20 protein-coding genes are annotated in these 24,281 nt (G+C 62.4%); 3 read left to right on the top strand and 17 right to left on the bottom strand.

Features of this window, described 5'->3' with window-relative positions; genetic code table 11:
• Positions 1-7 precede the first annotated feature (7 nt).
• Together BQ8794_RS29010 and BQ8794_RS29005 are read left to right on the top strand one after the other, a co-directional pair.
• Complete coding sequence (locus BQ8794_RS29010) at positions 8-448, top strand: DUF6484 domain-containing protein (RefSeq protein ID WP_077382200.1); 441 nt, start codon at positions 8-10, stop codon at positions 446-448.
• The gene (locus BQ8794_RS29005; protein ID WP_077382197.1) at positions 448-798 is read left to right on the top strand and encodes a hypothetical protein; all 351 of its coding nucleotides are present in this window, start codon (positions 448-450) and stop codon (positions 796-798) included. Before BQ8794_RS29010 ends, BQ8794_RS29005 begins: the two co-directional genes overlap by 1 nt.
• Positions 799-828: 30 nt before the next feature.
• Here the strand turns inward: BQ8794_RS29005 and BQ8794_RS29000 are convergent, their stop codons facing one another.
• The 17 genes from BQ8794_RS29000 to tssA all read right to left on the bottom strand — a co-directional run bounded on the left by BQ8794_RS29000 (position 829) and on the right by tssA (position 21,049).
• On the bottom strand, positions 829-1,809 hold the full coding sequence (locus tag BQ8794_RS29000) for a hypothetical protein (RefSeq protein WP_143744740.1): 981 nt from the start codon (positions 1,807-1,809) through the stop codon (positions 829-831).
• A 63-nt stretch (positions 1,810-1,872) separates the two neighbouring features.
• A complete protein-coding gene (locus BQ8794_RS28995; protein ID WP_077382191.1) occupies positions 1,873-2,871 on the bottom strand; it encodes a DUF4150 domain-containing protein in 999 nt (332 codons plus the stop codon).
• Entirely contained in the window at positions 2,868-3,881 is a 1,014-nt protein-coding gene (locus tag BQ8794_RS28990) for a 3-oxoacyl-ACP synthase (RefSeq protein ID WP_077382187.1), read from the bottom strand. Before BQ8794_RS28990 ends, BQ8794_RS28995 begins: the two co-directional genes overlap by 4 nt.
• Positions 3,878-4,984, bottom strand: a complete 1,107-nt coding sequence (locus BQ8794_RS28985) for a DUF2169 family type VI secretion system accessory protein (RefSeq protein WP_077382184.1) — start codon at positions 4,982-4,984, stop codon at positions 3,878-3,880. The genes BQ8794_RS28990 and BQ8794_RS28985 overlap by 4 nt, the downstream gene beginning before the upstream one ends.
• The gene (gene tagF / locus BQ8794_RS28980; protein ID WP_077382181.1) at positions 4,984-5,511 is read right to left on the bottom strand and encodes a type VI secretion system-associated protein TagF; all 528 of its coding nucleotides are present in this window, start codon (positions 5,509-5,511) and stop codon (positions 4,984-4,986) included. Before tagF ends, BQ8794_RS28985 begins: the two co-directional genes overlap by 1 nt.
• Positions 5,508-9,047, bottom strand: a complete 3,540-nt coding sequence (gene tssM, locus BQ8794_RS28975) for a type VI secretion system membrane subunit TssM (RefSeq protein WP_077382178.1) — start codon at positions 9,045-9,047, stop codon at positions 5,508-5,510. Before tssM ends, tagF begins: the two co-directional genes overlap by 4 nt.
• Position 9,048: 1 nt before the next feature.
• Positions 9,049-10,371 carry a type IVB secretion system protein IcmH/DotU gene (icmH, locus tag BQ8794_RS28970; protein ID WP_077382282.1) on the bottom strand — a complete coding sequence of 441 codons (1,323 nt, stop codon included), beginning with the start codon at positions 10,369-10,371 and terminating at the stop codon, positions 9,049-9,051.
• A gap of 4 nt (positions 10,372-10,375) precedes the next feature.
• Entirely contained in the window at positions 10,376-11,710 is a 1,335-nt protein-coding gene (gene tssK / locus BQ8794_RS28965; protein ID WP_077382175.1) for a type VI secretion system baseplate subunit TssK, read from the bottom strand.
• Positions 11,711-11,749: 39 nt separating this feature from the next.
• Positions 11,750-12,202: a type VI secretion system lipoprotein TssJ gene (gene tssJ, locus BQ8794_RS28960; protein ID WP_077382172.1), complete on the bottom strand. Its 453-nt coding sequence runs from the start codon at positions 12,200-12,202 to the stop codon at positions 11,750-11,752.
• Positions 12,203-12,205: 3 nt separating this feature from the next.
• Positions 12,206-13,675, bottom strand: a complete 1,470-nt coding sequence (tagH, locus tag BQ8794_RS28955; RefSeq protein ID WP_077382279.1) for a type VI secretion system-associated FHA domain protein TagH — start codon at positions 13,673-13,675, stop codon at positions 12,206-12,208.
• A complete protein-coding gene (gene tssG, locus BQ8794_RS28950) occupies positions 13,672-14,739 on the bottom strand; it encodes a type VI secretion system baseplate subunit TssG (protein WP_077382170.1) in 1,068 nt (355 codons plus the stop codon). The genes tagH and tssG overlap by 4 nt, the downstream gene beginning before the upstream one ends.
• A complete protein-coding gene (tssF, locus tag BQ8794_RS28945; protein ID WP_077382168.1) occupies positions 14,703-16,577 on the bottom strand; it encodes a type VI secretion system baseplate subunit TssF in 1,875 nt (624 codons plus the stop codon). The genes tssG and tssF overlap by 37 nt, the downstream gene beginning before the upstream one ends.
• 1 nt (position 16,578) lies before the next feature.
• On the bottom strand, positions 16,579-17,334 hold the full coding sequence (gene tssE / locus BQ8794_RS28940) for a type VI secretion system baseplate subunit TssE (RefSeq protein ID WP_077382165.1): 756 nt from the start codon (positions 17,332-17,334) through the stop codon (positions 16,579-16,581).
• A complete protein-coding gene (locus BQ8794_RS28935) occupies positions 17,321-17,776 on the bottom strand; it encodes an Hcp family type VI secretion system effector (protein ID WP_023801311.1) in 456 nt (151 codons plus the stop codon). The genes tssE and BQ8794_RS28935 overlap by 14 nt, the downstream gene beginning before the upstream one ends.
• Before the next feature lie 48 nt (positions 17,777-17,824).
• The gene (gene tssC / locus BQ8794_RS28930) at positions 17,825-19,330 is read right to left on the bottom strand and encodes a type VI secretion system contractile sheath large subunit (protein ID WP_077382162.1); all 1,506 of its coding nucleotides are present in this window, start codon (positions 19,328-19,330) and stop codon (positions 17,825-17,827) included.
• Positions 19,331-19,333: 3 nt separating this feature from the next.
• A complete protein-coding gene (gene tssB, locus BQ8794_RS28925) occupies positions 19,334-19,873 on the bottom strand; it encodes a type VI secretion system contractile sheath small subunit (RefSeq protein ID WP_023801313.1) in 540 nt (179 codons plus the stop codon).
• 6 nt (positions 19,874-19,879) lie between these two features.
• Positions 19,880-21,049, bottom strand: a complete 1,170-nt coding sequence (gene tssA, locus BQ8794_RS28920) for a type VI secretion system protein TssA (RefSeq protein ID WP_077382159.1) — start codon at positions 21,047-21,049, stop codon at positions 19,880-19,882.
• A 333-nt stretch (positions 21,050-21,382) separates the two neighbouring features.
• On the opposite strand from tssA, the gene tssH reads away from it, so the two are divergent.
• On the top strand, positions 21,383-24,163 hold the full coding sequence (gene tssH / locus BQ8794_RS28915) for a type VI secretion system ATPase TssH (protein ID WP_077382156.1): 2,781 nt from the start codon (positions 21,383-21,385) through the stop codon (positions 24,161-24,163).
• Positions 24,164-24,281: the final 118 nt, after the last annotated feature.

The following is a 24,281-nucleotide window of genomic DNA, read 5'->3' as shown; positions in this document are numbered from 1 at the left end:
CGCGCCCATGAACGACATCGACGAACGGATCAATGGAGTGGTGATTGGTCTGCTGCTTGGGTTCGACCAAGGCATACCGCTCGTGGTATTTCCCGGCAATCCAGTAGAAGCAGCCTTGCCGGCAAATAGTCTGACCGAACTGTCGTCTGACATGATCGGGATGGAAGTGGCGCTGTTGTTCGAAAACGCCAATCCGCGTAAGCCGCTAATCGTTGGGCGAATTGTCGATCCCGCAAAACGACAGGCAAACAGCCGCCGGAGCGACAGTCATGTGGTGCGCGACGGTGAAACGGTGAAGATCAGTTCGAGCGAGCGGCTTGAGCTGAGGTGCGGCAAGTCGGTCATCATTATGGAAAAGGATGGCCATCTCACCATACGGGGCACCAATCTGGTCAGCCACGCCAGCGCCTCCAACCGCATCCGTGGCGGCTCGGTGAATCTGAACTGATGCCAAGGCCGCCTATTCTCGAACACATTGTACGTCAGCACGCGGAAATGGCGGCTTTCCTCTGGACAGTCTACGACCACCATCTACTCCATCCCGGCGAAAACCCCGAGGTCGACGAGGAGCGCGTGGAGCGGCTCATAGAGCGACTGGAGGCACATTTGCTTGGGCTGCGTATTGCGGGTGTCGACGGCAAGCGTATCGCAAAGGAGCGTTTCGATGAGTTTTCCGAAGCAGGGGAACTTTTTGTGATCCGGATGCTGGAAGCGACTAGTCCTCTTCCTCTCAAGCAGTTGAACCTCGAACAAGTGCGCAAATACCTGACTGCCAAGTTGCCAGTGGGTGGTATCTGAAGAACGTTTGTGCGGCCTTCCCTCTGCCACTTACGACAAAGTGTAGGTAACCTCGACCCAATCGTCTCCATCCAGCTTGTAGATTTGATGCGGGGCGAACGCCACCAGCAATCCGGCATAGCTCGAGACGTTTATGAAACTTTCGTCGACGCTAGGCAGCGACGGTTCGAACGGCTCCATCACGCCGGTCCACCGGAAAAGTGTGCCGTCGAAGTACACAAGGTTCCCTTGTTCTGTTCTTTTGATGTCCCAGAACGACTTCTTCTTGCCGAATGCGAATACGTCGCTGAATTCCTGGAAATCGGGTGTCGAGACAATCCGTCCATTGGTTGTGAAAATCTCGATGGATCTGCCTGCCTCCAGCATCTCGACGACAGTTCCAGGATGATCAAAGTCCGCTTGGCTCCACGAACCGTCGTATGCCCAAACCACAGCTTTATCCGGAACCTTCGCCGCCAAGATCGCGCGCGCGAGACGTCGGCCATCGCCGGCTTGGCTCGCAGCATCAATCTCTGCTGTACTCTTGAATCGCTTCGTCTCCGTTCCGCCAAAATATAGTCGGCCTTTGTGTTCGACGGCGCAGAAGTAGACCAGGTTCGTTGACCCATCATCGCTGCCTTTCGGGCCCGCGAGAAACCTCCAGCCCTCCGACGGCGTCCGCATGTAGACTTGCCCCCCATAGCCGAGCGCCAATAGTCGATTGCCGATCTGCAGTATTTTTGTCATGCGGCCGAACTTCATCGCACCTTTGGAGGCGAATCCAGCTCCGGGTATCTGCTCACGTTGACTGACGGCTTCGGAAAAATATGCCACCTCCCCCTCTCCAGTCAGTCCAACGGCTTGGGCCTTGAAGGGCGGTTGCAAGGCTGTGAAAGAGATCAGGTCCGCAACCTCCTCCCGACGCCGAAGCACAACTGAATCATCGGCAACGCGGCCGGAGGCGACGAGCCGGTCATCGTCTTCTCCCGGCGTCGCTTTGAACAGGATGTAAAGGGTCCTGTCCACGCTCACGACACCTCCTGTTATCTCTGGTTTTCGCCTCATTGGTTGTTCAATACTCCCTTGGCATCGATCTTATGCGGGCAAATGCTGCCTGTTCAGCACGCCCTTGGCGGCGGAACTCATATTGCTGGAACTCTTCTCCGCACGAGCATACTTGTCCTTGATTGCCTCTGTTTGCTCGGTCACCTTTTCAGATGCCACTTCGAAGCAGTCGGCGGACACAGGATCATCGACCAGCTCAGCAAGAGCATCCAAACATTGGTTTCTTATTTTATCTACCTTCTCGACGCCGCGTGGGTTGGCTCTTGTTGCGACTTGCTCGCCGAGTTCGGTCAAAGCATTGTCCAGGTGATGGTGCACAGTAACGTCCTCGCCGGTCGGCGGTCGAGCGGCCGAGTGGTTCACGCGCGGGATGCAGATGCAAATGCCTTGGTCCCGGCTGGGAAACGGTGGGTTCCCCATTCGATCCTCACTATTGACGCGAAAACAGCGGTCTGGGACGATATGGTGAGCTTGGTACGCTACACCATTTGTCCCCGGCTTAGCCAATGGATCAGTAGGGTCCTTTTTTTGGTTACACTTGTCGTGGATGTCCTCGAAGCTGCCGACCATGCAGTCTGCATCGCCAGGAATTCCGAATGCCGGCTTTCCGACGATCACCATTGGAGGCGTATCGCCGGGATCGGTTCCGTGATTGCTGGTGGCCATGTCGCCGAGTCGAACGACGCCCTTGCTCTCGACCTTGACGTCCGACGACCAGCCGTGAGCGTAAACCTTGCCCGTATTTGTTGAAGTGATCAGCCCTTTTTTTGCCGCCGCCCCAGCCTCATCGCCACTACATTTCTTGTAGTAGCTGCTATTTTCTTGGCTGATAGGCTTGTTGCCGATCTTCACGGTTCCGCTACCTGACGTCAGATCGGAGTCGAAGCCGAAATCAGGGTACGGGACGGGTACGCCTGGCGGGGTTGCCGGATTCTCGGGCGGGGTGAAACATGTGTCGGGAAAGTCTGCAATGACCTTGCATCCTTGCGCCTCTGCCGAGATTTCTCGCCCGTTTGCGAAGACAGTCATCTTGCCTCCACCACGGCCGCGCCGCATGCGCCGTCATCGCCCGAGGCTTCGATCAGGATCGGTCCCGATGGCGCGTAGCCACGTTGTATCGCCGACAGCGCCCAGCCCAGCATGACCGGTACAGCGGCCGCCCCGATATTCCCCAAGCTCGCGCCCAACGCCCATATTGGCCGCACCTCCGAGTGCTCGCGCTGAGTTCGCAGCATGGCGAGGGCGGACTGCTGGAACCAATACGCTTCGCCGACGAGATCTCCAATCTTGAGAGTGATATCTGAATGGAGGCGCCCTGAACCGGCAAATGCTTCCTTGTAGGCCGTTGCCATCGCTTCCCCTCGGAAAGGAATATCCATCTCGTTGTAAATATGAGCTTTCTCCCGTGCCAGACCGAGCCCCGTGAGGTGCATGGTGCCGCCCCTGCGCGCGCAGAGAATCGCAGCAGCGGCCTCTCCCGGAATGAATCCGTTCGAGTTCCGGGGTGTGAGCAACCGCTGCCGGGCGAGATAATGGTTGATAGTTTGGGAGGTCAGATAGCTGTCCACCGCGACAATTATCACAAAAGGAGCCGCATTGGAGGCGAGCAGGCGACGGGCCGCGTCTAAGGCAACGTGGCCTGATGGGCGGCCATAGGCGACGACGCGGGAGGCAATGGGACCGGCGAATTCTGTGATTTGCTCGATGTGAGTAAGCAGGTGTCGGCTGTCAGGCGCCGGACGCCCGGGGCGATCCTCCTCAGCCAGGCAAAGAACGAGGGCCGTGCTGCCCCGGGCCTCGGGCATCGCTTCGAACGCTTCGACAATGGCTGCGGCGGCCATATGGGCAAGGCGCTTTGCGCCCATCCAGTTGCGCGGCAGCGGGACGGGCGCACCGATCAGCCACTCGCCGGCGGCGCCAAGAAAGCGCGTCTCCTGGAAACCGTCAAGACGGGCGCGCATCGCGGCGCAGCTCGAGGGCGTGTCTAGGCCGACTGCCGTTACCATGCCCGCCGAGACGATGTCGAGGTCAGCGTTCATGCGGCTTCGTCCTCTTCATAGCGAAGCGGAGTGTTGAACTTGCGGATGTAACGTTTGCGCTTGGCATAGGCGCGCAGCATGCCGCGTGTCGGCGGACCGATCCAGCATTCCGAAAAATCGAGGATTGTGCGCTGGAGGCGCCGCTGCACCCGCCAGACCAGCGAAAGCCGTCGCTTCTCCGGATCGAACAACACCGTATCTGGCAGAAGCTCGCCCTCGAACGCTTTTTCGCGAGCTTTGAACAGCGTCAGCGGCAGCGCTGTGTTGGGCAGGCGGAAGCTTTCTTTTCCAGCCACCGTCAGGTTGATCAACTGCACGTCCTCTCCGCCCCTTGGATGGTCGATCTGCTGGTCCGGCGGCGCCATCTGGAAATAGCGTTCATCGAAATCCGGCGGCAGGAACGGAAAAATATTGTCGATCCAGTTCTGGTCATAGGTGCCGCCATATTCGATGCGTCCCGGCCAGCCACGCCCCGTCGGCCCGAAACTCATCGGCTTGTAGTCGCCGAACGGAGAGCGGATTTCTTCGCCGACAGCTTGCGTATTCGGCAGCCGCAGGCCGGGAATGAGGCGCTGGTTCTTGGTCCGCGACCAGCCGGTTCCGACCGGGTTGTATTTGTAGCTGGCGGGGAGCTTGTCCTCCGGGTCCAGCCTGTCGACGCCACCCCAGGCAACGTCATAGGAGATGGGTAATTTCAGGAAGGGCTGCGGCGACGTGGCGGTAAAGACCGGGCCGATGGAGCGCCATTCGCGGTGGCCGACGACCTCGAACAGTTTTGACCAGTTGCCTACTTTGATACCGACCGGCACACGCTCGGCCGGTCTGCCGTTTGGTGCGTATGCACAGCCATTGGCGACAACGTCGCAGCGCGGCTTGCGGAAGGCGAAATCGGTTTCCCACAGCGTGGCCGAATAGCCGGGCTCGCCCGTCTGGGTGTCGGCAAAGACGAGTGGCACCTGCTCGGCAGATTTGCGCACCGGTCCGCCGGGTGTCGTGGGAAAGTCGAATGTACCTTTTACCACCACGACGATCCACTCATGGCCGGCCTTGTCCGTGCCCATGGTGAATTGGTGCGGATAGCCCATCTGGTTCCAGATCTGCATCAGCTGGTCTCCCAGCTGGCCACAAAGATCTGCTCCAGCGTCGCTTGCGGCGACGGCGGATCAACATCGAAAATGTCGGAGTGCGCAGTCCACATCACCATGTCGCTGATGATCTCTTCGCCCGCCTCGACAGGCGGCACCGGCAGTGTGGCCAAAGCGGCATCCAGTTCGTCGGGCGTCAGCTCGCCCCTCTGGGCGGCGAAGGCAGCCTCTTCAATCCCGGCAAACCACGCATCGGCGCGAGCCAGTTGAATGGAAGCGTCAGCAAGCTGAACGACGACGCTCAAAGGGAACAGCCTGCCGACCCTGTCGGCGCTTTGCAGAATAATGCCTGCCGATGCGCCGAAAGAAGCCGGACCGGCTAAAAAGCGCAGCGCGGTGGTGCGCGGCCAGGTTTCCGAGCCGATCAGCGGCACGATGTGCTGCGCCAGCCAGCGGTCCCATATGCGCACAAAATCTCCCGGCAGCCGCCGCGTGACGAAATCGCCGGTGGCAGGCATTTTGCCGTAAAAGCCGGGCCGGATCATATCTGCGGCGGACATGAGAATTTCTTGAACATCTGCAAATTGTAGGGGTTCTCGACGCTTGCCGCCTTGAGCTCGAAATCGGCGTACATGCCTTGCGTGCCCAGTCGCAGGCTGTAGACGTCGGACAGCGAAGTGCCGGTGAAGCGGCCGCTGCGCAGCAGCCTCAGCCACGCCCAGCTGCCGGTTTCGTTCAACATGACTTCGGGCGAGCCGTCGATCGGCTGGAAGGCGAGCGAGATGACGCCGGTGCCGTCCTTGCCGGGCCAGGTCATCGGTTGCGGCCGCGTCGCGTTGTTGTAATAGACGAGGTTCTGGCCATCGAGATTGAGCGTCACGCGCGTCACATTGGGCGACAGGTCCGTCGGTTGCAGCGTAAAACTCATCACCGGGCCGGTACCGCCTGGAAACAGATCGTCGCGGATCCGCCTGGCCTGCTCGAACGCCGCCAGAGCCGCCGCATCGAGGCCGAAATCGGCGCGCCATTTCCATGGCTGGCTGGCGGTGTCGACATAGCTGATCAAATGGTCGTTGATGAAGCTGTCGATCATCCCGGCCGGCCCGAACAGGCGAGCGAAATCGCGGACATTGACGTCGACCGCGCTTTCGGGGCTGAACGGATAGCGGTCGTTCAGCGCCGCCTGGCAGAACGGCAGGATGTCGGCGCGCCAGATGGCGTTGAGTTCCGAGGTGACCGCCTTCTGTGTCAGGCCGCTGGTGTCGCCGGCGATGCCGCCGAGCCAGTCGTCGACCGGATCGGGCAGGATCTGCGCTTGCCTGGCCACCGCTCCCGTCAGTTCGGCCAGCCCGCCCTGCTTCTTGATGGCGTCCTGCGGGTCGGGATTGGCCGTGACCGTCTGCAGCACGTTCGAAAGTGCGGTCAGCGCCACCACCGCGGCATCGAGTGCCGGCGGCTGGCCGTCGACCTCGGCGATCGCCCCCTTGAGCGGCTTGAAATGTTCGGCCACCAGACTGCCGGTAAGGTCCACCTCGTTGGCGGAGCCTGCGCGCGGCAGCAGTTTTGCCCCTGTCTTTACGATCTTTCCCAGCTTCCCCAGCTTGCTGAGCAGTTTCGAGGTGCCCTTGGCTGCCGCCTTGTTGTCGGCGGCCGGCGCTTCATCGGATCGGGTCAGCTCGGTCTCCTGAACCACCGCTGTAAGCAGGCGCTTCAGCGCCGAGTCGGCACTCGAAAGGTCCTTGAGGTTCTCGCTGGCGACATTCAGGTCGGCCAACGGCGCGAGCCTGATATCGCGCAGGATGCTGTCCCATTGCGCGATGTAGTCTTCGTAATAGAGTTTTAGAATATCCTCGGACAGCGCCGAGACCGAGGTTTCGGAATTTTCCGAACAGCCTCCGGCAAAAACCGCCCGATCGAGTGCGGCCTGGGCGGCGACGTCCTCGACCCGTTCGAGAATGGCATCGTGGAAGCCGGAATAGGTGAACGCGCCTGAAATGCCGACGCGCAGCGTCTTGTCGGAACGCCGTGCAAAAACCTTGGCGCCGTTGGGGCCGGCGAAATTCGCCGGGATCCATTCCTTGAGGTCGGCCACCGCCGGGTCGGCCAGCAACTGCCTGTAGGCACGCGCCGGCAGCGAAATCGTGCAAACCGTTTTCAGCGCCTCGGCAACCAGCGCCTGATCCGCGGCGATGTAGCTGTCGTCGACCGCCATGCGGCGGATCGCGGCAAGCTGGTGCTCTTCCGCGTCGGCAGTCGGAAAGGGCGCCGCCGGTGCGAATTCCGGCAAGTCGTTGACCCACCAGTTCTGGACGAAATCGGCGTCCATCTGCGACAGGCCCGTCATCATGCGATAGGTTTTCAGCGCCCCAAGCATGAAATCCGGATCGCGGATCTGCCGCCACATGGTCGCCTCGAGCAGGGCGACCATGTGCGGCTCGAGGACGTTGCGCAAAGCGTGCTCGTAAGTGTCGGCCTGCGCCCGCAGCAGCTCTGCAGATGCCGATGGCCCCAGCAGGTCCTGGGCACTGCTCGGCGGTGCGGTACGGGCATTGGCGACCTCGGCCATCGCATTGAGCGCGCTGTCGATGGCGGGCTGCTCCACCGATGCCGGGCTCGCGGCTGCCGCGGTCAGCGGCGCCTGCAGCGCTTCGAACTGGCCCGCTTGCGCTGCGATCGCATTGCGGTTGTCATAGTAGGACCAGGTGAACATCGCACCGGCCAGCAGGGCGGCGGCGGCACAGGCGGCCGCGGCGCCACGCCAGATCCAGGCGCGGCGGCGCTGCGCCAGCGGATCGAACGTCCCCAGGCCGGCTTCCCTGAAAATGACCTCGGTTAGCAGGTTCTTCAGGAAGAAGCTGCGTTTTTCCACGCGCGGCGCCGGCATCGCCCGTCGCGGCGGAAGACCGAAGGATGACGACAGCGCCGCGGTCAGCCGGTCGATGGGCGCCCCTTCCTGGGTCGCCGACGTCAGATAGAGGCCGCGCAGCCAGGCGGCTTCTTCGTAGCGGCTTTCGCCGAACATCGCCTCGACCAGCACCTGGATCGGCTCGGACAAGCTCGTCAGCTGGGCGGGAAACCTGAAAATCTCGGCGCGGGCGGCGAGTTTGTCCTCGTCCTCCAGGCGCGGCACCAGCCGCCGCTCGAGTTCCGTCGCAAGGGTGGCGATTTCCCGTTCAATGGTCTTTGCGTCGACACGCGCATCCAGCGCGAAGGTCGTCCCCCAGACCTGCTCGCGCGAGGCCGTCGACAGGCCGCCGAAGAAAGCCTCGAAACCCTTGATCAGATCGGCCTTGGTCAGCATCAGATAGACTGGAAGGCGGATTTCGAGCCGGTCGTTGAGTTCTGCCAGGCGCCGACGGATCTTGCGGCCATGCGCCTTGATGGCTTCGTCGCCCTCTGAAAGCGCATCGATCGACAGCGCGACGATCACGCCGTTCAGCGCCCGGCGGCCGCGATGCTTTTTCAAGAGGTCGAGGAAGCCCAGCCATTCCGTCGCATCGACGTCCGGCTGGCTCTCCTGCTGTACGTAGCGGCCCGCCGTGTCGATCAGAACCGCGTTTTCGGAGAAAAACCAGTCGCAGTTGCGCGTGCCGCCTACCCCCTGCAGATCGTCGGTGAGATCGATCGGAAAGTTCAGGCCGGACTGGCGCAAGGCCGTGGTCTTGCCGGTGGCCGGCGGCCCGACGATCACGTACCAGGGCATCTCGCGCAGGAACTTGCGACCGCCCAGTTTGCGGCGCTTCAATTCGACCATCACCTCGGCGAACTTGGCGCCGACGGCGGCGACGTTCTCTTCGCCGGGGCTCAGCGGTTTTTCCACCACGGGCGCAGCGATTTCGGCGACGAACATGCGGTTGGCCCGGATCGCCCGGCGCTGCGCGACGATCAGCCAGATCAGCCAGAAGATGACCAGCAGCGCAATGATGACGATGCGGACATTTTCCGAGGCGAAGGGTTCGTAAGCACCGACCCTGACGATCGGGCCGAACACCCAGATGACCAGGGAAAGCAGCGTGATGCCGATCAGCGTCCACAGCCAGCGCGATGTCAGAACCGCCCAGAGGAAGCGCAGGATGAACATCTCACAGCCTCTTTTCGACCAGCACCTCGACGCGGCGGTTCAAGGCCCGTCCCGCGCGGGTGCTGTCGTCGGCCACTGGATCGGTAGCTGCACGTCCTTCGAAGCGAATGCGGTCCTGCGGCACACCGTTCTGGACCAGCATCTCGGTAATGGTTGCTGCGCGCGCTTCCGACAGCCGCTGGTTGGTGGAAAGCGGATTGGACCGTTGCAAGGGAATACTGTCGGTATGGCCGACCACGGTGATGTTTCCGATCAGTTCCTGATTGGCGAGGATCACTCTGGCGATTGAGCCGATCAGCGGTTCGAAACCTTCCGTCAGTGTCGGCCGCGACGACTGGAACAATTCGGGATTGGAGGCCTGGATGATCAGCCTGGCCAGCGAAACGCTCTCGGTGCCGCTGAGCGCGGCCCTGAGGTTGTCCGGCGCTCCGGCCTGGAACTCCGGCACCAGCGCGAAGTCCACTGCCTCCGGCGGCGGCGCGTCGGCCTGTGGCGATGTCCGGCTGATCTCGCCGCGGGCCGGCGGCGGCAAAGCACGAACCAGCGTCGAAAGCTCGACCGCCTGACTGCTCAGTCCCATCGACAGGCCGAGATAGATTGCAGTGGCGAGAACCGCGGCGCCGAGCCCCATCACCCAGATCGGCACGATGAAGCGCTGCGGCTCGTCGGATGCGATCACACCTTTCCAGTTCGGCGACAGCGGCGCGCCGTCGGCATCGGCATCGCGCAGAAAGCGCGCTGCAGCAACGCGAACGGCATTGAGCGAGCGGTCGCCCGACCGGCCTGGAACACGATATTTGCCGCGGAAGCCGAGCGCCAGGCAATGATATTGCAGTTCGAGCAATTCGCGATCCCGGTTCGGATGCCGCTCCAGTTCGTCGAGACGGGTGAAGAACTGCGTGCCGGCATCGACATCGCCTCGCAGCATCACCACAAGCGGCTGGCGCGGCCATGCGCTGGCGCCGCCCCATGGCGTGTTCAGGGCCAGGTCATCGAGCAATGCCGCCACCACCCAGGCTGCCTGGTCGGCGCGCTCCAGGGAGGAACCCGCCGCCATTGCCGCGTCACGTGCCCGAACCAGCTCATCGAGCAACCGGGTGCGCAACGCTTCCGGATTTTCCGGCGGCAGCGCGCTTTCAAGCTCGGGCGCGAACTCAAGCAGGGGCGCGAATGCGTTGACCAGCGTGTTCGGATGCGTGCGCGAGCGTTTGATTGGCACACCCGACAACAGTGGCGTCATCGGTCGCGGCATCGGCGCGCCGGTCAGTCGTATGCGAGTGCGTTCGCGATCCTCCGACAGTCCGAAAGGATCATCCCGGCTCATCATCTCACCTGTTTACCGAATAGCAGTCGACCTGCGGCTCGCTCGGCAGCACACCCGACACGCCGATGACGAAGCCGGGGGCATCGAGCAGCGAGGCCCAGTGCTCGCTTTTCTGGTCCAGCTCAAGGCACAGCCGATCGCCATCATAGGGGATTTCGCGCGGCTGGGAATGAAGCGGCTTCAGTGGAATGCCGGGTAGACGGGATTTCCACAGGCCCTCGAACTGATCGGCCGAACCGACGGTCGCCTGGTTGACGAAAATCTTGCGCAAGGCATCTTCCGACAGCTCGGAGCCGACCCGGATGACGATCCGGCTGGCCACCAGCAGCTTCGGGTTATCGATGCGGATTTTCCAGACATTGGTCGAATGCCGCATGACCGGCAGTGCGCGTGATTTAGGCTCGATGTAACGCAGGCTCAGGATGAGCGAGCGCAAGGCGTCGGCCAGCGCCGAATAGGCGGGGCCGGGCGCCATGTGATCGTAGGCGGGCAACTCGCTCAGCCGACGCGCGCTCGAGCCATACGTCGCCATTGAACCGGCAAGACCGGCAAGCTCCAGGTAAAGCTCGGCCGGATGGAAAACATCCTGAGCCAGCATGTGCGCCAGTCGCGGACGCGCCGCATTGGCGAGATTGAGCATCAACAGGTCTTCGACGCTGCGCCCTGGCCCGCCCATGACCATCTTGCCATGCGCCTCGGCGATCTGGTCGAGGCCGGTGACAACTTCCAGAAGCAACTGCCGGTACCAGGCCACCGCCCCGGTAACCAGTGTCGGCGGCAGGAACGTCTCGTCCAGCGAGACGCCGCCGTCGGCTCGAACCCCTTTGATGTCGGCTATCGGCAGGGCGGTGTAGCCGCCAACCGATTTTCCCGGTGCAATCAGCAGCGCCTGCGGGCGGGCGATTTCGATTTCTTCAGGATCCGAACCGCCCTGGACGGCGTCACGCACCGAAACGATCCGCCCATGATAGCGTGCGCCTGTCGATGCGGCGTGCGCCGGATCGAAGCCGACACCGCCGGCAGGCTCGAGCGGCAGGGCGACCAGCACCGATCCGGCGCCGGTATCGGCGGTGACCGGCAGCGGTCGCGGCGCGTCCATCAGGTCAGGGATGGAGAAGGGGGTTCCATCCGGAAAGATGCCCCGTGCCGACAGGATCGAGACCTGGCCGGCATCGAGCATCGCCTGGTCCAGCGTCAGCTGCTGAAAGCCGAACGTATGCAACTGCCCGGCCTGCAACGCGCCGCGCACCGTCGCCTCGAAAAAGCGATCCTGCTGCTGAAAATGCTGGGTCCGGAGAAACAGGCCTTCGGACCACAGCACCCTGTTTGCATCGCTCATGCCGCTACTTCCTGCATCGAGCACCCCTTGCCCTGGCCGCTAGGCGGAAATGCCGCCGCTGCCAAGCGTGACGTTGACGGTAACTTTTGATCCCGACGACACCGACTTGGTTGTACGCCAGTTCCGGCCGCCGGGCTCGCGAACCAGGGCAACGAAGCCCAGCGCAGCCGCGTCCGGCTCGACCGTGATGGTTTTGGATGCGGTCTTTCCAGGCCCGACGGAGATCTGGTCGGATCCGATGAGATCGCCTGCGAGTGCGGAGCCGGCATCCCCCTGCAGCGCGAAATAATCGGCCGAATTGAATTTACCGGTGCTGCGCAGCCGCATCACGAGGACCGTCACCGGCCGGTCGCCGCCGCCTGGTCCCGGGTTCATGCCGGCCGCGCCGGTCAGGTTGACGGTCACCGCGGATGGTTTTGGCGGACCGCTCTGGCAAGCAGCAAGCAGCCCGGTTGCGCCCAGGGCAACGATAAATTCGCGGCGATCGATCATGTTTCACTCCTCCTCATATGCATCCCGAAAATCAGCGCCGATTTCGCCGAGGAAGCTCGATTCCGCACTCTGGGCGATTTCACGATGGCGTTTCTGATAAAGCTCCCACAGCTTGGCGCGGCGCCCGCCCGAAAGCAGGGTGCCGATCGCGGAACTCGATTTGAGCTCTTCCTCGATCACTGCCGGGTCAAAACGGTCGATCATTCGCCGCAAGGCGGATTGCACGCCTCGCCAGGCGCGCACGTGATGTTGCGCGAGATCGCGGACCGCGTCGGCGATTGCCGCTTCACCGGCCAGAAATCCGGGGCTGCGCTCCGCGATGAGGGTCACGATGGCGTCGTCGACCGTCGGCAGAAACTTGAGCGGATTGACTTCAGAGGCCCCAACCACCGTCTGGGCGACGCGCGCGTTTCCTTTTTCCTCAGCTCGCTTGCGCAGCAGCTGCATCAGGCCTTCCATCATGAGCCGATACTCGCGACCGAACTTCTCCATTTCCGCGACGCTGTCGCGACCGGGAAACTCGGCTTCCTCTATGCCCATGCCTCGCAGGAACGCGGTGCGAAAGGCCATGTTCGCCGGCGCCGCCGCCGGGGAGGGCGCGGGTCTGGGGGCAACGCCAGCACGTGGCGGAGAAGGGATAGCTGCCGCGGGGCCAGGCAAATCCCAGGGATTGGCCGGCTGTGGCTCTCCGACGACGTGTTTGCGTTGACCGGCCGAGCCGGCGCCGTTTCTCAAATCGGGCGACGCGGCCGGCCCGAAACCGAAACCGTCATCGAATTCGGAGGACTTTCTTGAAACGGGCTGGCCTGGAACGGGCTCGCTTGCACCGGAAGGCATCGGATCGAAGCTGAATGGGTCTGCGGCGTCCGGCGCACCACGTGGCTCGGAATAGCCAGCGCCATTCGGCGCCGGCGTCGATACCGGGTCGAGGCTGAACGGGTCGTCGAAGGCAGGCGAACTGCGCTGGTTGGCGCGCTCGAACGCTCCTGGAACGGGTTGCTCGAACGGGTTCGGCAGATCGGCGGGACGCGGTCGGCGCGGCTCTTCTTCGACCGTGGCTGAAAAGAAGTCATCGCGGCCGATGCTTACCGGCGCTCGCGATGCCGGCGGTGGCGGTTCGGCGAACGATTGGCTGGCCGCTGGTGTATGAGCGACCGGCGTCTGCAGATCGACGCCTACGATGTAGTCGCCCAGCCTCAGCCGCATGCCGTTCTGAAGACGGACCGACGTGCCGGTGCCGAGCGGGCTGTCGGAATCGTTTATGAACAAACCGCTGCTTGATGTGTCGGTGACGAAATACCCATCCGGCCCGCCGGTGATCCTGCAATGGGCGCGTGAAACGAACATGTCGGGATCGTCGATCTGCCAGTCCGCGTCCGCGCTACGGCCGATCACCAGTTCACCCTCGTCCAGCCGGGTCTGCCGTACCGCCTGGGTGCGTGGCCCGTGCTCCAGCGTCAGCAGCAGACTCATGCCGCGACCTCCGCCATTTCCGGCCGCCATCCGACGATTGTCCGCAGCCGCATATCGTCAGCATCGCCCCTTTCGATGGGCCGCGCAAGCCAGGTGGTTCGGCCGAGCTGTACCGCTCCGATACGCGGCGGCGGCACTGCTTCACGCGCGAGCACGATCCGCAGATCGACGTCCAGCGATTCCCCGACCATGTCGCGAACCGCCTGCTTGAACATTTTCAGGCGTTGGCCGCCCGGCAGGAACGTCTTGAACTCCTCATAGCCGAGTGGGCCGACGCGGAGCTCGATCCTGCTTTGGCGGCTGAAAACGCGCGGGCCGATCGTCGCCCCGCGACCCAGCACTGCGTAAGCTTGGGCAAGGCGGGTCTGGAGCGTCGCCGGTATGGTCATCCAGGTGGCAACGAACTCCTTGATCTGGACCGGCACCTTGAACGCTTCCACCAGGAACAGCGTCAGCCGCTCCGGACCGTCGACCTGGCTGGCGAGCGACGCCGCCTGGCGAAGCTTCACGGCGTCGAGATCGGGATTGTGGGTGCCGGGAAGTCCGATTCCCGCCATGGCTTCAAGCATGGCTCTTACCCGGCCGCCGACCGCACGTTCGACCTGTACCGCCGGATGCGCGTCGGCCCAGGCCCGATAGTACAGGGCGATCATGCGGTGCTGGAGAATATTGACGAAGTCCACGAACGTCGTGTCGCTGGTCTGCCGTGCGTCAGCGCCGGTGAACCAGCGCTGCGACAGACGATCGAGCACCCAACGTGTCAAATGAAGCGGCATCGGGCCTTCCGGTCCCATCAGCCCGAGATTTGCAACGGTAACCCGGGCCGGCGTCTTGTCCTTCGCTTGGCGGAACGCAACCACGTCCTTGGCGGAAAAGCTAAGACGCACATGCTGCCCGAGCCTTGCCGGCTCGCGATCCGCGTGGCCGGAATAGCCGAACAGCCCGCCCCTGCGTTCGAGCCGGCGCAACAGTTCGAAAAAATCGAATGTATCATCCAGCTCTTCGACCCGGTCCAGGTCGAATTTGTCTAGATCAGGTAGCGATTGCCGGGCGTCATCGGCCATGGCACATCCTCCTGCTTCTGCAGCAGCCGCGTGCGGGTCCGCACAAAGCCGTTTATTCCGGCGTGACGGGCAAACAACCGTGCAAGCAAGGCTGAAAGCAGCAATGTGCTTTGCCCAGCCAGGACCGACTGGTCCACATGCAGCGTCACTTCCGTGCCCCGTCCGAAGCACATCGGCCCATCGATCTGCAGCCGTTCGATGACGGACCGCGAGTCGATGCGAACGATCGAGTGCACATTGCGGGCGAGGCTCGGATCTCCCCGGTCGGCATAAAGATCGAGCAGCGCATGCAGCGGATCGATACCGCGGCCTTCCTTGGCAAGGCTGAGAAAGTTGAGTGCCAACTGCGCCACCAGCCGCCAGGCGAGATTGTCGGCTCGGGATTCGCCTTCGGCGCCCGCGGGCAGCGCGGCCGGGATAGCCGGCTGGGGCGAGCGCAACGCACCGAGAAGCCGGACCATTTCGACCGGATCGCCTGTCTCCAGCGTCAAGGTAGGGTTGTCGTCGAGGATCGGCAGATCGCGGTTGGTGCAAAGCGCCATGATGTCGACACGCTTCAGCGGCCGGTTCGCCGGGCTTCCGGCCGGCCGTGAAACCGATAGGAAAACGTCGTCTCCGGTGTATGAGGTGCGGGTCAACCCGTCGCGCCGTTCATCTTCGGTGGCCCGGCGAGGCCGCCGTTCGGTGGAATAGACCCAGCCATTGCTGCGGTTTTGCCCCAGGCTGAAGAGCTCCGGAATTTCGGCGTCGGGGCCCTCGGCGTCGGCGTCCTCGACGTGGGTCACCCGATATATCTCGAAGTCCCGCGCCCGCGTGCGGTCGGCATGCAGCACTTGCCGCGTTCTGCGCGGATCAAGCTCTATGACGTTGCAGTCACGCTCGAAGAGGTTGATGATCGGCGTCGCAAAGAGTTCGAAATCCGCCGGCGTCACATCGGCAAGTTCGGGTACCGGACGCCGGAACATGAAGATGATCTCGACCCCGGCCTCGCATCGGCGCACGACCGATTGCAGTCCTGAAACCCGCACGTAGTGAAAGCGCTCGGGCATCATGAAATATTCGCGCAGCAGACGGTACCCTTCGAATGTCGGACGGGTACGAGGCATCAACGCCTCGTCGTCGCTGATGCCGACCATTTCGGGTTCCGGCAACGGCGATAGCGGATTGGCCTTGCCCTCGGCGCGGGCACCAACGGCCGAGCAGGCGCCGAAAATCGCGTCGAACAGCAATGGCGCCTTGGTGCGTCCGGCAAAATAGAAATCAAGCCGGTCGAGCGCCAATTCGTTGAGCTTGCCTTTTCCGGCCCGACCCAGCGTGATACGCAGCGCCGCCTCGCCGCCGACACCGCCGATTGGTGTTATGCCGGCCGCCGCCAACCCGCTGCGATCCTGGAAATAGCTGACCGACGTGATCGTTATCGGCCATAGCGTCGTTTCCTGCGCGGTGGTGAATGTGCAGCGCGTCGACAGGCCGGGTTGCAGACTGGACACCAGCCGGGTGTTCCGCTTGACGACATGGCCGGCAATCATCGACTGGACCTGCTGGCCGGGTTTCAGCACTGCCATCGCCGTTGCCGGCGCCGGCGTAACCAGATCGGGATAGAGGACATCCAGGACGCTGCGGGAAAACCGCGAACGCTCGGCATCGACTTTCAACCGGGTGCGCGCAGCGAGGAAAGCGACGCCGTCAAGCAGCCGCTCGACATACGGATCCGGGCAGGGGACCGTATCCAGCGAAAGATTGCGCGCCACCGCCGGATGCATGTCGGCAAATTCCGCCGCGAGTCCGCGGATATGGGTCAGTTCCTCCTCGTAATATTCTACGAAGACCCGATCCATCTCAGCTTTCCCTGAATTCGGTCCGCGCCAAGCCGTTATCGAGATTGATCGTGGTGCGCAGGCGCATGCGTTCCGGCGTCGGCGTCATGATCAGCACGGCGTCTATCTCGATCTTCAGGCCCACACTTTTGTCACCAAGGGTCACCGTTACCTTTGTTGCGCTTTCCTTGAGACGGGGCTCGAACGTGGCAAGGACCGAGCGGATCTCGCGCGCCAGGGTCTCGCGATCAAAGTCGCGGGACGAACGGCCCGAAAAGGAAGGCACGCCGTAGTTGACCACACTTCGGCGCACCTCCGGAAAATCGGCCAGCGACGGCGGATTGTCTGCGGCCTGTTCGCTTTCGAAATCGGAAAGAAGCGGAACAGCTTCGAAACGCTCGGTGTTGAACAAGGCCTCGATGTCGCGCCGCACCGCCTCCCTGAGGACGCGGGCCGACACGACCACGCCGCGGCTTTCGATCTCTGCGCGGTTTTGGGTCTGAAAGGCCAGGCGGTGCAGACGCCGCTTCTGATCGGATGTCAGCTCCGCGTCGGCATCGATAAGCCGCGTGCTGCTCGCAAGCAGGGTATCCAGCCGTTCCGCGCCAAGCTCGTCCTGTAAGGTCTGGCGCAGCCCGTCTATCTCGGAGGTCACGCCCGGCAGGTCGTTGACGAGGCGGTCCCAAAGCGAGGGCTGGACCGCTTCGCGTTTCGCTCGCGAACTGCCGGTAACCTGTAGCTTGTCCGCGCCGGGCCGCCGCGCCTCACTTGCCGACATAGACATCCATTTCGATTTCGTCATCCTTGTCATAGACGAACTTGATCTTCTTGTAGGCGAAGCTGACCTCCTCCTCGATCAGGTCTTCCTCGTCCTCGGCCTGCGACATGTCGTATTCCATGATCGAGGCGTCGGTCAGGGTAACGACCAGGTAATCGCTGGTCTCCCCATCGATGGTCCGGCGGGCGGAGAACACAACTTCGTCCAGCGCCTTGTTGTCGAACAGCGCCTTTTTCAGATAGGGCGAGGACTTGTCATAGTGCTTGGTGAACTTGATCATCCCCAGGGACACACGACCGCGGCGTGAGAGTGAATTCGGATCGTACGGCGCGATTATCTTGTAATCGACCCCATGGACTTCGATTTCATCCTCGTGGCCGTCTCGAACGCTTGGACCTTTGATATCCGGAACCTTTAGAAAACCATCAATTTTGACTGGCATTGTCTTTCTCCACCGCTTTTAAACAGAACAAGGTGTGGTTGCTGCGAATCAAGTCTTTACGGACGGGAGTTCCGACACCAACCGGAGCGAGGCGTTGATGCCTTCCAGCTGGTAGTGCGGGCGCAGATAGAAGCGGGCATTATAATAGCCCGGCCGCCCCTCCACGCTGTCGACCTGGACCTCCGCGGCAGCAAGCGGGCGCTTGGCGCGCGCCTTGTCGTCGGCAAAGGCCGGGTTGGCCAGCACGTATCGGTTGATCCACTCGGTCAACCAGATCTGCATATCGGAGCGTTCCTTGAACGATCCGATCTTGTCGCGCGCAATGGCCTTGAGGTAGTGCGCAAAGCGCGAAACCGGGAAAAGATAGGGCAGGTTGGCGCTCAGCCGTTCATTTGACTGGGCGTCGGGATCGACCAGCCGCCCGGCACGTGTCTCGTCGTCCTGCAGCGAATGCGCACCGATAAAGGCTGCGAGATCGGTGTTCTTGCGGTGCAGGATGGGCATCAGGCCGAGCTTGGCCAGTTCTGCCTCGCGCCGGTCGTCGATGGCAACTTCCGTCGGGCATTTCATCGCGATCGATCCGTCGTCGGTGGGGAAGGAGTGCACCGGCAGGTTGATCACCGTGCCGCCGTTCTCGACGCCGCGGATCTGCGTGCCCCAGCCATAGAGCTTGTGACTGCGGTTTATGTTGACGCCCATCGGGAAGGCGGCGTTCATCCAGACATATTTGTTGTGGTCGCCGTGGACCTCCTCCTCGAAGGTGAAGCCCTTCACCGGAACGGTTTCCGAGCCATACGGCAGTCGCGCCAGAACACGTGGCATAGTCAGGCCGATGTAGCGCGCATCCTCGCTCTCGCGCAGCGATTGCCACGAGGCATAGGCCGGGTTCGAGACGATCATCTGCAGGTCCTGCGGGTTCGGCAGTTCCTGCCAGCTGTCCATGCGGAACAGCCGCGGGTCGGCGGCTGCGATGAACGGCGTATGCGCGGAGGCACAGATGCCCGAGATGTTGCGCAACAGGCCGACGTCACGCGGATGGTTCGAGAATTCGTAGGCGCCGATCAGGCAGCCGATCGGCTCGCCACCCAGCATCGAATACTCGTCCGTATAGACCTTCTTGAAGATCGGGCTTTGATCCCACATCTGGCCTTCGTAGTCTTCAAGCGTGTCGGCAAGCTGAACCTTGGAAATGTTCATCACCCGGATCTTCAGCTTCTGATCCGTCTCGGTGTTGTTGACGAGATACCAGAGGCCGCGCCATGTGCCTTCCATTTCGCGCACTTCCGGCGCATGCAGAATCTCGTTCACCTGGGTAGTCAGCATCTTGTCGATGCCTGATATCAGCGACTTGATCGACTTGATCGCGTTGGACGAGATGGTCGTGGTATCGGAGCGGGACTGCGCCGCCAGCGCGAGATTACGGACGAGTTGCTGCAGCTTCTCGCTGTCGTCCTTCTTGACCTTGAAATCCTTCTCGAGGAGCCCACTGAATTCTCCGAGATCGATGGCTTCCGCCTCAGCGGCGACGGCTGCGGTTTTTTGTTGTTCGGCCATGATTTACTCCTGAACCTTGTCGTCGTCGGATAATGCCTGGTTGGCGATCTTGCCGAGAAGCGGCTCGTTGTTCAGAAGTTGCGCGATGCGCTTTTCGGCGTCGACACGGCCGTCCATGAAACCGAGCAGCTCCTCGAGCTGACGACGCATCTTGAGGATCTCGGCCAATTGCGGGACTTGCTCGGCGATCTTGTCCGGGGCGAAATCGCCCATTTTGGTGAAGGTGAGATCGAGTGCAAGCTCTTCGTCCCGCTCGGCGCCCTCAGCCTGAGGCAGCGTATTCTTCACACGGGCTTTGACGCGCGGCCCGAGCGCCTCCATGAAACGGGGGAAGCGGTTGGCGTCGGTCTCGACAAAGGAGCGGTCCAGTACCGATTTCATCGCTTCCCTGGTCTGTGAAGCGCCGGAAAGGTCGGCCATCACGCCCATGACGAACGGCAATTCGATCGTCGTCGGGCTGCCGTAGGTTTCCACGTCATAGGCGATCTGCACGCGCGGTGCGCGATTTCGTTCGATGACCTTCGCTTTACTTTCGGCTGCCATGGCTTGTTACCTTTCATCCTTCTGAGCCGTCTTCTTGGCATCGGGAACGCCGGCAAGCAGCCGGAATTCCTTCAGCCCCGACGGCGCGAGATCTTCCATCAGTTCAACAAAATCCATATGCACCATCCGGCGCACGCGGCGGGCAAGGTGCGGGATCGGGCTCGACGGTTCGGTGCGGTCATAGAAGGCGACGACGAGGTCGAGGCATTTCACGACGTCGTCGCGCGAGGAAATCCGATCAGGGAGCCCCGTGCTCGGTTCCGCGTAACTTGCCATACTTGCCATCGTATCGGCTCCATTACCGTTTCGAACAGGCGTTGCTGGTTCTGCAGGCGCCGAAACAGGCTCTGCGGCGCCATTCGCGGTGGCGCCGGCGGCCGAGTTTCGTTCGAGGGTCGTCAGCAAACGCTGCAGAAACCGCTTTAATTCTGGAACGGTGGCGCCGCTGCCCTCGATGCGGGCATTGAGGGCGGTCTCCACCGCCTCGAGGGCCGCGATCGCGGCGCGCGCATTGGCAAAGAGCGACGTCATCTCCGCGCCGGCCTGATCGATCTGTGCGACGCATGCGCTGCGCACCCGGTTCACCAATTGGCTGTGCGCGCTCGCCAGAGCCGCCTTTTCGGTCGCGTTCAGTCCCGAGGCCGCTTCCTGAAGCATGACACGCTCGTCGAGCGCGCCCTTCTCCAGATCCTCGCCGAGGATCGGGCCGATTGCACGCGGCGCGAAAAACGTCATTTTCCGCAAATCCTTGAGCAGGCCATCCTGACTGTTCTGGAGGTCAGTCAGCGCATTGATGCGGCGCAGTGCGGCGTCGCGCGGCGTAGCACCGGACCGCAGGGCCGGGTGCATGGTTGCCCAGTGCTGATCGAAGGTCTGCGCTATGAGGGTCAGGCCCTCAGCCAGCCCGGCCAGCCGATACTCGTTGGCCAGAGCACGCGTAACGATGACGAGGAGGCGCAGGTCCCGGCCGTGTGGACGCAGCTCTTCGGCCTTGGTGAGCGCGGTGGACCAGTCGATCGGAACGGCAACTTCTAACTTGGCGTTCCCTTGATACTCGACCTTTTTCTGCTGTTCCGTCAGACGCTCCAGCTCATGAAAGGCTGGATCGTTGCGCAAATCTTCCCCTGACGGATTTTCACCGTCCAGCGGATTCAGCCAGAGTGCGAGATCAATCACACCAACCCCCAGCAAACGGCCCTTGTGCCGTGCGTAACGCAACGTTACCACACCGCGACACTTTACCACAATTTAGTTGCTGCTCAATCTTAATGGGAGCTTGCAAGCCGGGTCCCGGAGCCCGAAATCGGTGGCGCGATTGTCGAACCCTGTATGTGAATCTATCGCAAAGAGGCGGGCATTATATGGCTGTTTGTAGCCGATGGCGTGGGCTTTTGCTGGGACGGAAGAAGTCGACTGAATCGAGCACCGGTCGCCCCGTCCATAACGCTCTTTGTCAAGTCGCTGCTTATGTGGCAGTTTATTGGCTGGCAGATTGGAGGAGCAGGTTCGATGGAACAGCGCCGGTCGTCGCAGAGCTTCAAACGCAAGGAACTGGTCGGCAAGCTCAACCCTGTCTGTTTGCGCGCCTTCAAGGCTGCGGCAGACACCGCCAAACTGCGCGGCAATCCTTATGTCGAGCTCGTTCACTTCGTCGAGCAACTGGTGCTTTCCGAGCGCTCGGATGTTCAACTGATACTGGCAGACGCCGGGGTGGATGCGAGCCGGCTCACGGCCGATATGACCCGCGCCGTCGACAAGCTGCCTTATGGCGCCACTTCAATCGAGGAATTTTCCGATCATATCTTTCACGCCATCCAGGAGGCCTGGGGCCTGGCGGGGCTGGAATTCAGCGTCGACGAAGTCCGCAGTGCGCATATTCTGCTCGCCTGCCTGAAGACGCCGGTGCTGGAAGGCCTGCTGTCGAAGATCAGCGGCGAATTCGACAAGATCGATGCGCAGGCCGTTATTGCGCGGTTCGCCGACGTCATGGAGGGTTCACTCGAAGCCGGCGCCGCGACTGCGGTTGCCGCCGCCGAAATACCGCGGCGGGCTGCGGGCGGGGATTCGGCGCTGGCCAAATATGCGACCGACCTGACCCAGCGCGCCCGCGACGGCAAGATCGATCCGGTCGTCGGGCGCGATCCCGAGATCAGGCAGATCGTCGACATCCTGATGCGGCGCCGGCAAAACAATCCGATCCTGACCGGCGAGGCGGGGGTCGGCAAAACCGCGGTCGTCGAGGGCTTTGCCTTGCGCATTGCCGAGGGCGACGTGCCGCCGACGCTGCAGGGCGTCAGCGTGCGCATGCTCGATGTCGGCCTGATGCAGGCGGGCGCCAGCGTAAAGGGTGAATTCGAAAAACGGCTGAAGGCGGTCATTGACGAGGTTCAATCCTCCGAAATGCCGGTCATCCTCTTCATCGACGAAGCGCACACCTTGATCGGCGCCGGCGGCGCCGCAGGAACCGGTGATGCGGCCAATCTGCTGAAGCCGGCGCTGGCGCGCGGTGAGCTTCGCACGATCGCAGCAACGACGTGGGCCGAATACAAGCAGCACATCGAGAAGGACCCGGCGCTTACCCGTCGCTTCCAGGTCGTCAAGATAGATGAGCCGTCGGAAGCGGTCGCCGTTCTCATGCTGCGTGGTGTCGCCGGTGTCCTCGAGCAGCATCACAAGGTGCAGATACTCGATGAGGCGATCGAGGCTGCGGTCAGCCTGTCCCACCGCTACATCCCGGCACGGCAACTGCCCGACAAGGCCGTGAGCCTCCTCGACACCGCCTGCGCCCGTGTCGCCATTTCGCAGCATGCCACCCCGGCGGAGGTGGAGGACATCATGCGCCGCCGCCAGGCGCTGGAGGTCGAGCGCGCGATCATCGGCCGCGAGGCAGCGATCGGCATCGACGTGGCCGACCGGCAGGCTCGGGTCGAAACCGGGCTTGCCGAGACCGAACTCACGCTTGCTGCCGCGCAGCAACGTTGGGATCGGGAAAAGGCGCTGGTTGGCGAGATACTCGAACTGCGCGCCAGGCTGCGCGGCGAGGGTGTGCCGCTCGACGCCGTGGAGCCTTCGGGGGCGGTCGCCGAAACCGCAGGCGCCGATGCCCCCGAGGTCAAAGCGCCTGAAACCGATGCGCCTGAAACCGATGCGTCTGAATCCGATGCGGCAGCAACGATTACTGCCGATCCTTCTCCACCCGATCCGGCTGCCGATCTCGCGCGGCTGCGCGAGCTGATGGCCGAACTGACAGAAGCGCAGGGCGAGACGCCGCTGATCCTGCCGTCGGTCGACCGCAACGCCGTGGCGGCGGTGGTGCAGGACTGGACCGGCATCCCGACTGGCCGGATGCTGTCGAGCCAGACCGAAAAGGCGCTGCGGCTCGCCGTCACACTGTCCGAGCGCGTGGTCGGTCAGGATCACGCCATGGAAATGATTGCCAAGCGCGTGCAGACCAGCCGCGCCGGGCTCGGCGCGCCCGAAAAGCCGGTGGGGGTTTTTCTGCTCTGCGGTCCCTCGGGCGTCGGCAAGACCGAAACCGCGCTGGCCCTGGCCGAGACGCTCTATGGCGGCGAGCAGAACCTCATTTCGATCAATATGTCCGAGTTCCAGGAGGCGCATACGGTCTCTACCTTGAAGGGCGCACCACCCGGATATGTCGGCTACGGCAAGGGCGGCATCCTCACCGAGGCGGTTCGGCGCAAGCCCTATTCGGTGATCCTGCTTGACGAGGTCGAGAAGGCGCACCCGGACGTGCATGAGATCTTCTTCCAGGTCTTCGACAAGGGAATGATGGACGACAGTGAAGGCCGGCGGATCGATTTCAAGAACACGCTGATCCTGCTCACCTCGAACGTTGGCTCCGAAGTCATCATGGACCGGACCAGAAGCGGCACGGTACGGGCGGGGCTCGATGATCTCGACACGGCATTGCGCGCCCCGTTGCTGAAGGTTTTCCCAGCGGCCTTTCTTGGCCGGGTGGTGACCATCCCTTACTACCCGCTCTCGGACATGATGATCGAAGCGATCACCCGCCATCAGTTCGCCAAGATCGCCCGCCGCCTGCGCTCGAGCAACGATGCCGAGTTGGTGATCGGTGACGGTGTCATGGATCTGGTCAAAGCCCGCTGCACCGAGATCGAATCCGGCGGGCGAATGATCGACGCCATTTTGACAAACACGCTTCTGCCGGAATTGAGCCGCGGCGTGCTGAACCGGTCGCTCGAGGGCGAAAAGATGACGAAGGTGACGGTCGGAGCCTCCGAAGGAGGTTTCACCTATTCCTTCGAATAGCTCTGGAGCAATCTGTGGTTAGCCGGAGCCGTGGGACCGCTCAGGGTTGATCCGTTCGCATTTGGCGCCCGAGCACCAGAGCCGATTTGGTGTGGTTTCGCGCAGGGGTTGCATCCCG

Origin of the sequence: Mesorhizobium prunaredense (assembly GCF_900156895.1) — a bacterium.
GTDB lineage: Bacteria > Pseudomonadota > Alphaproteobacteria > Rhizobiales > Rhizobiaceae > Mesorhizobium > Mesorhizobium prunaredense.
This window is presented reverse-complemented; position numbering and strand designations above follow the sequence as displayed.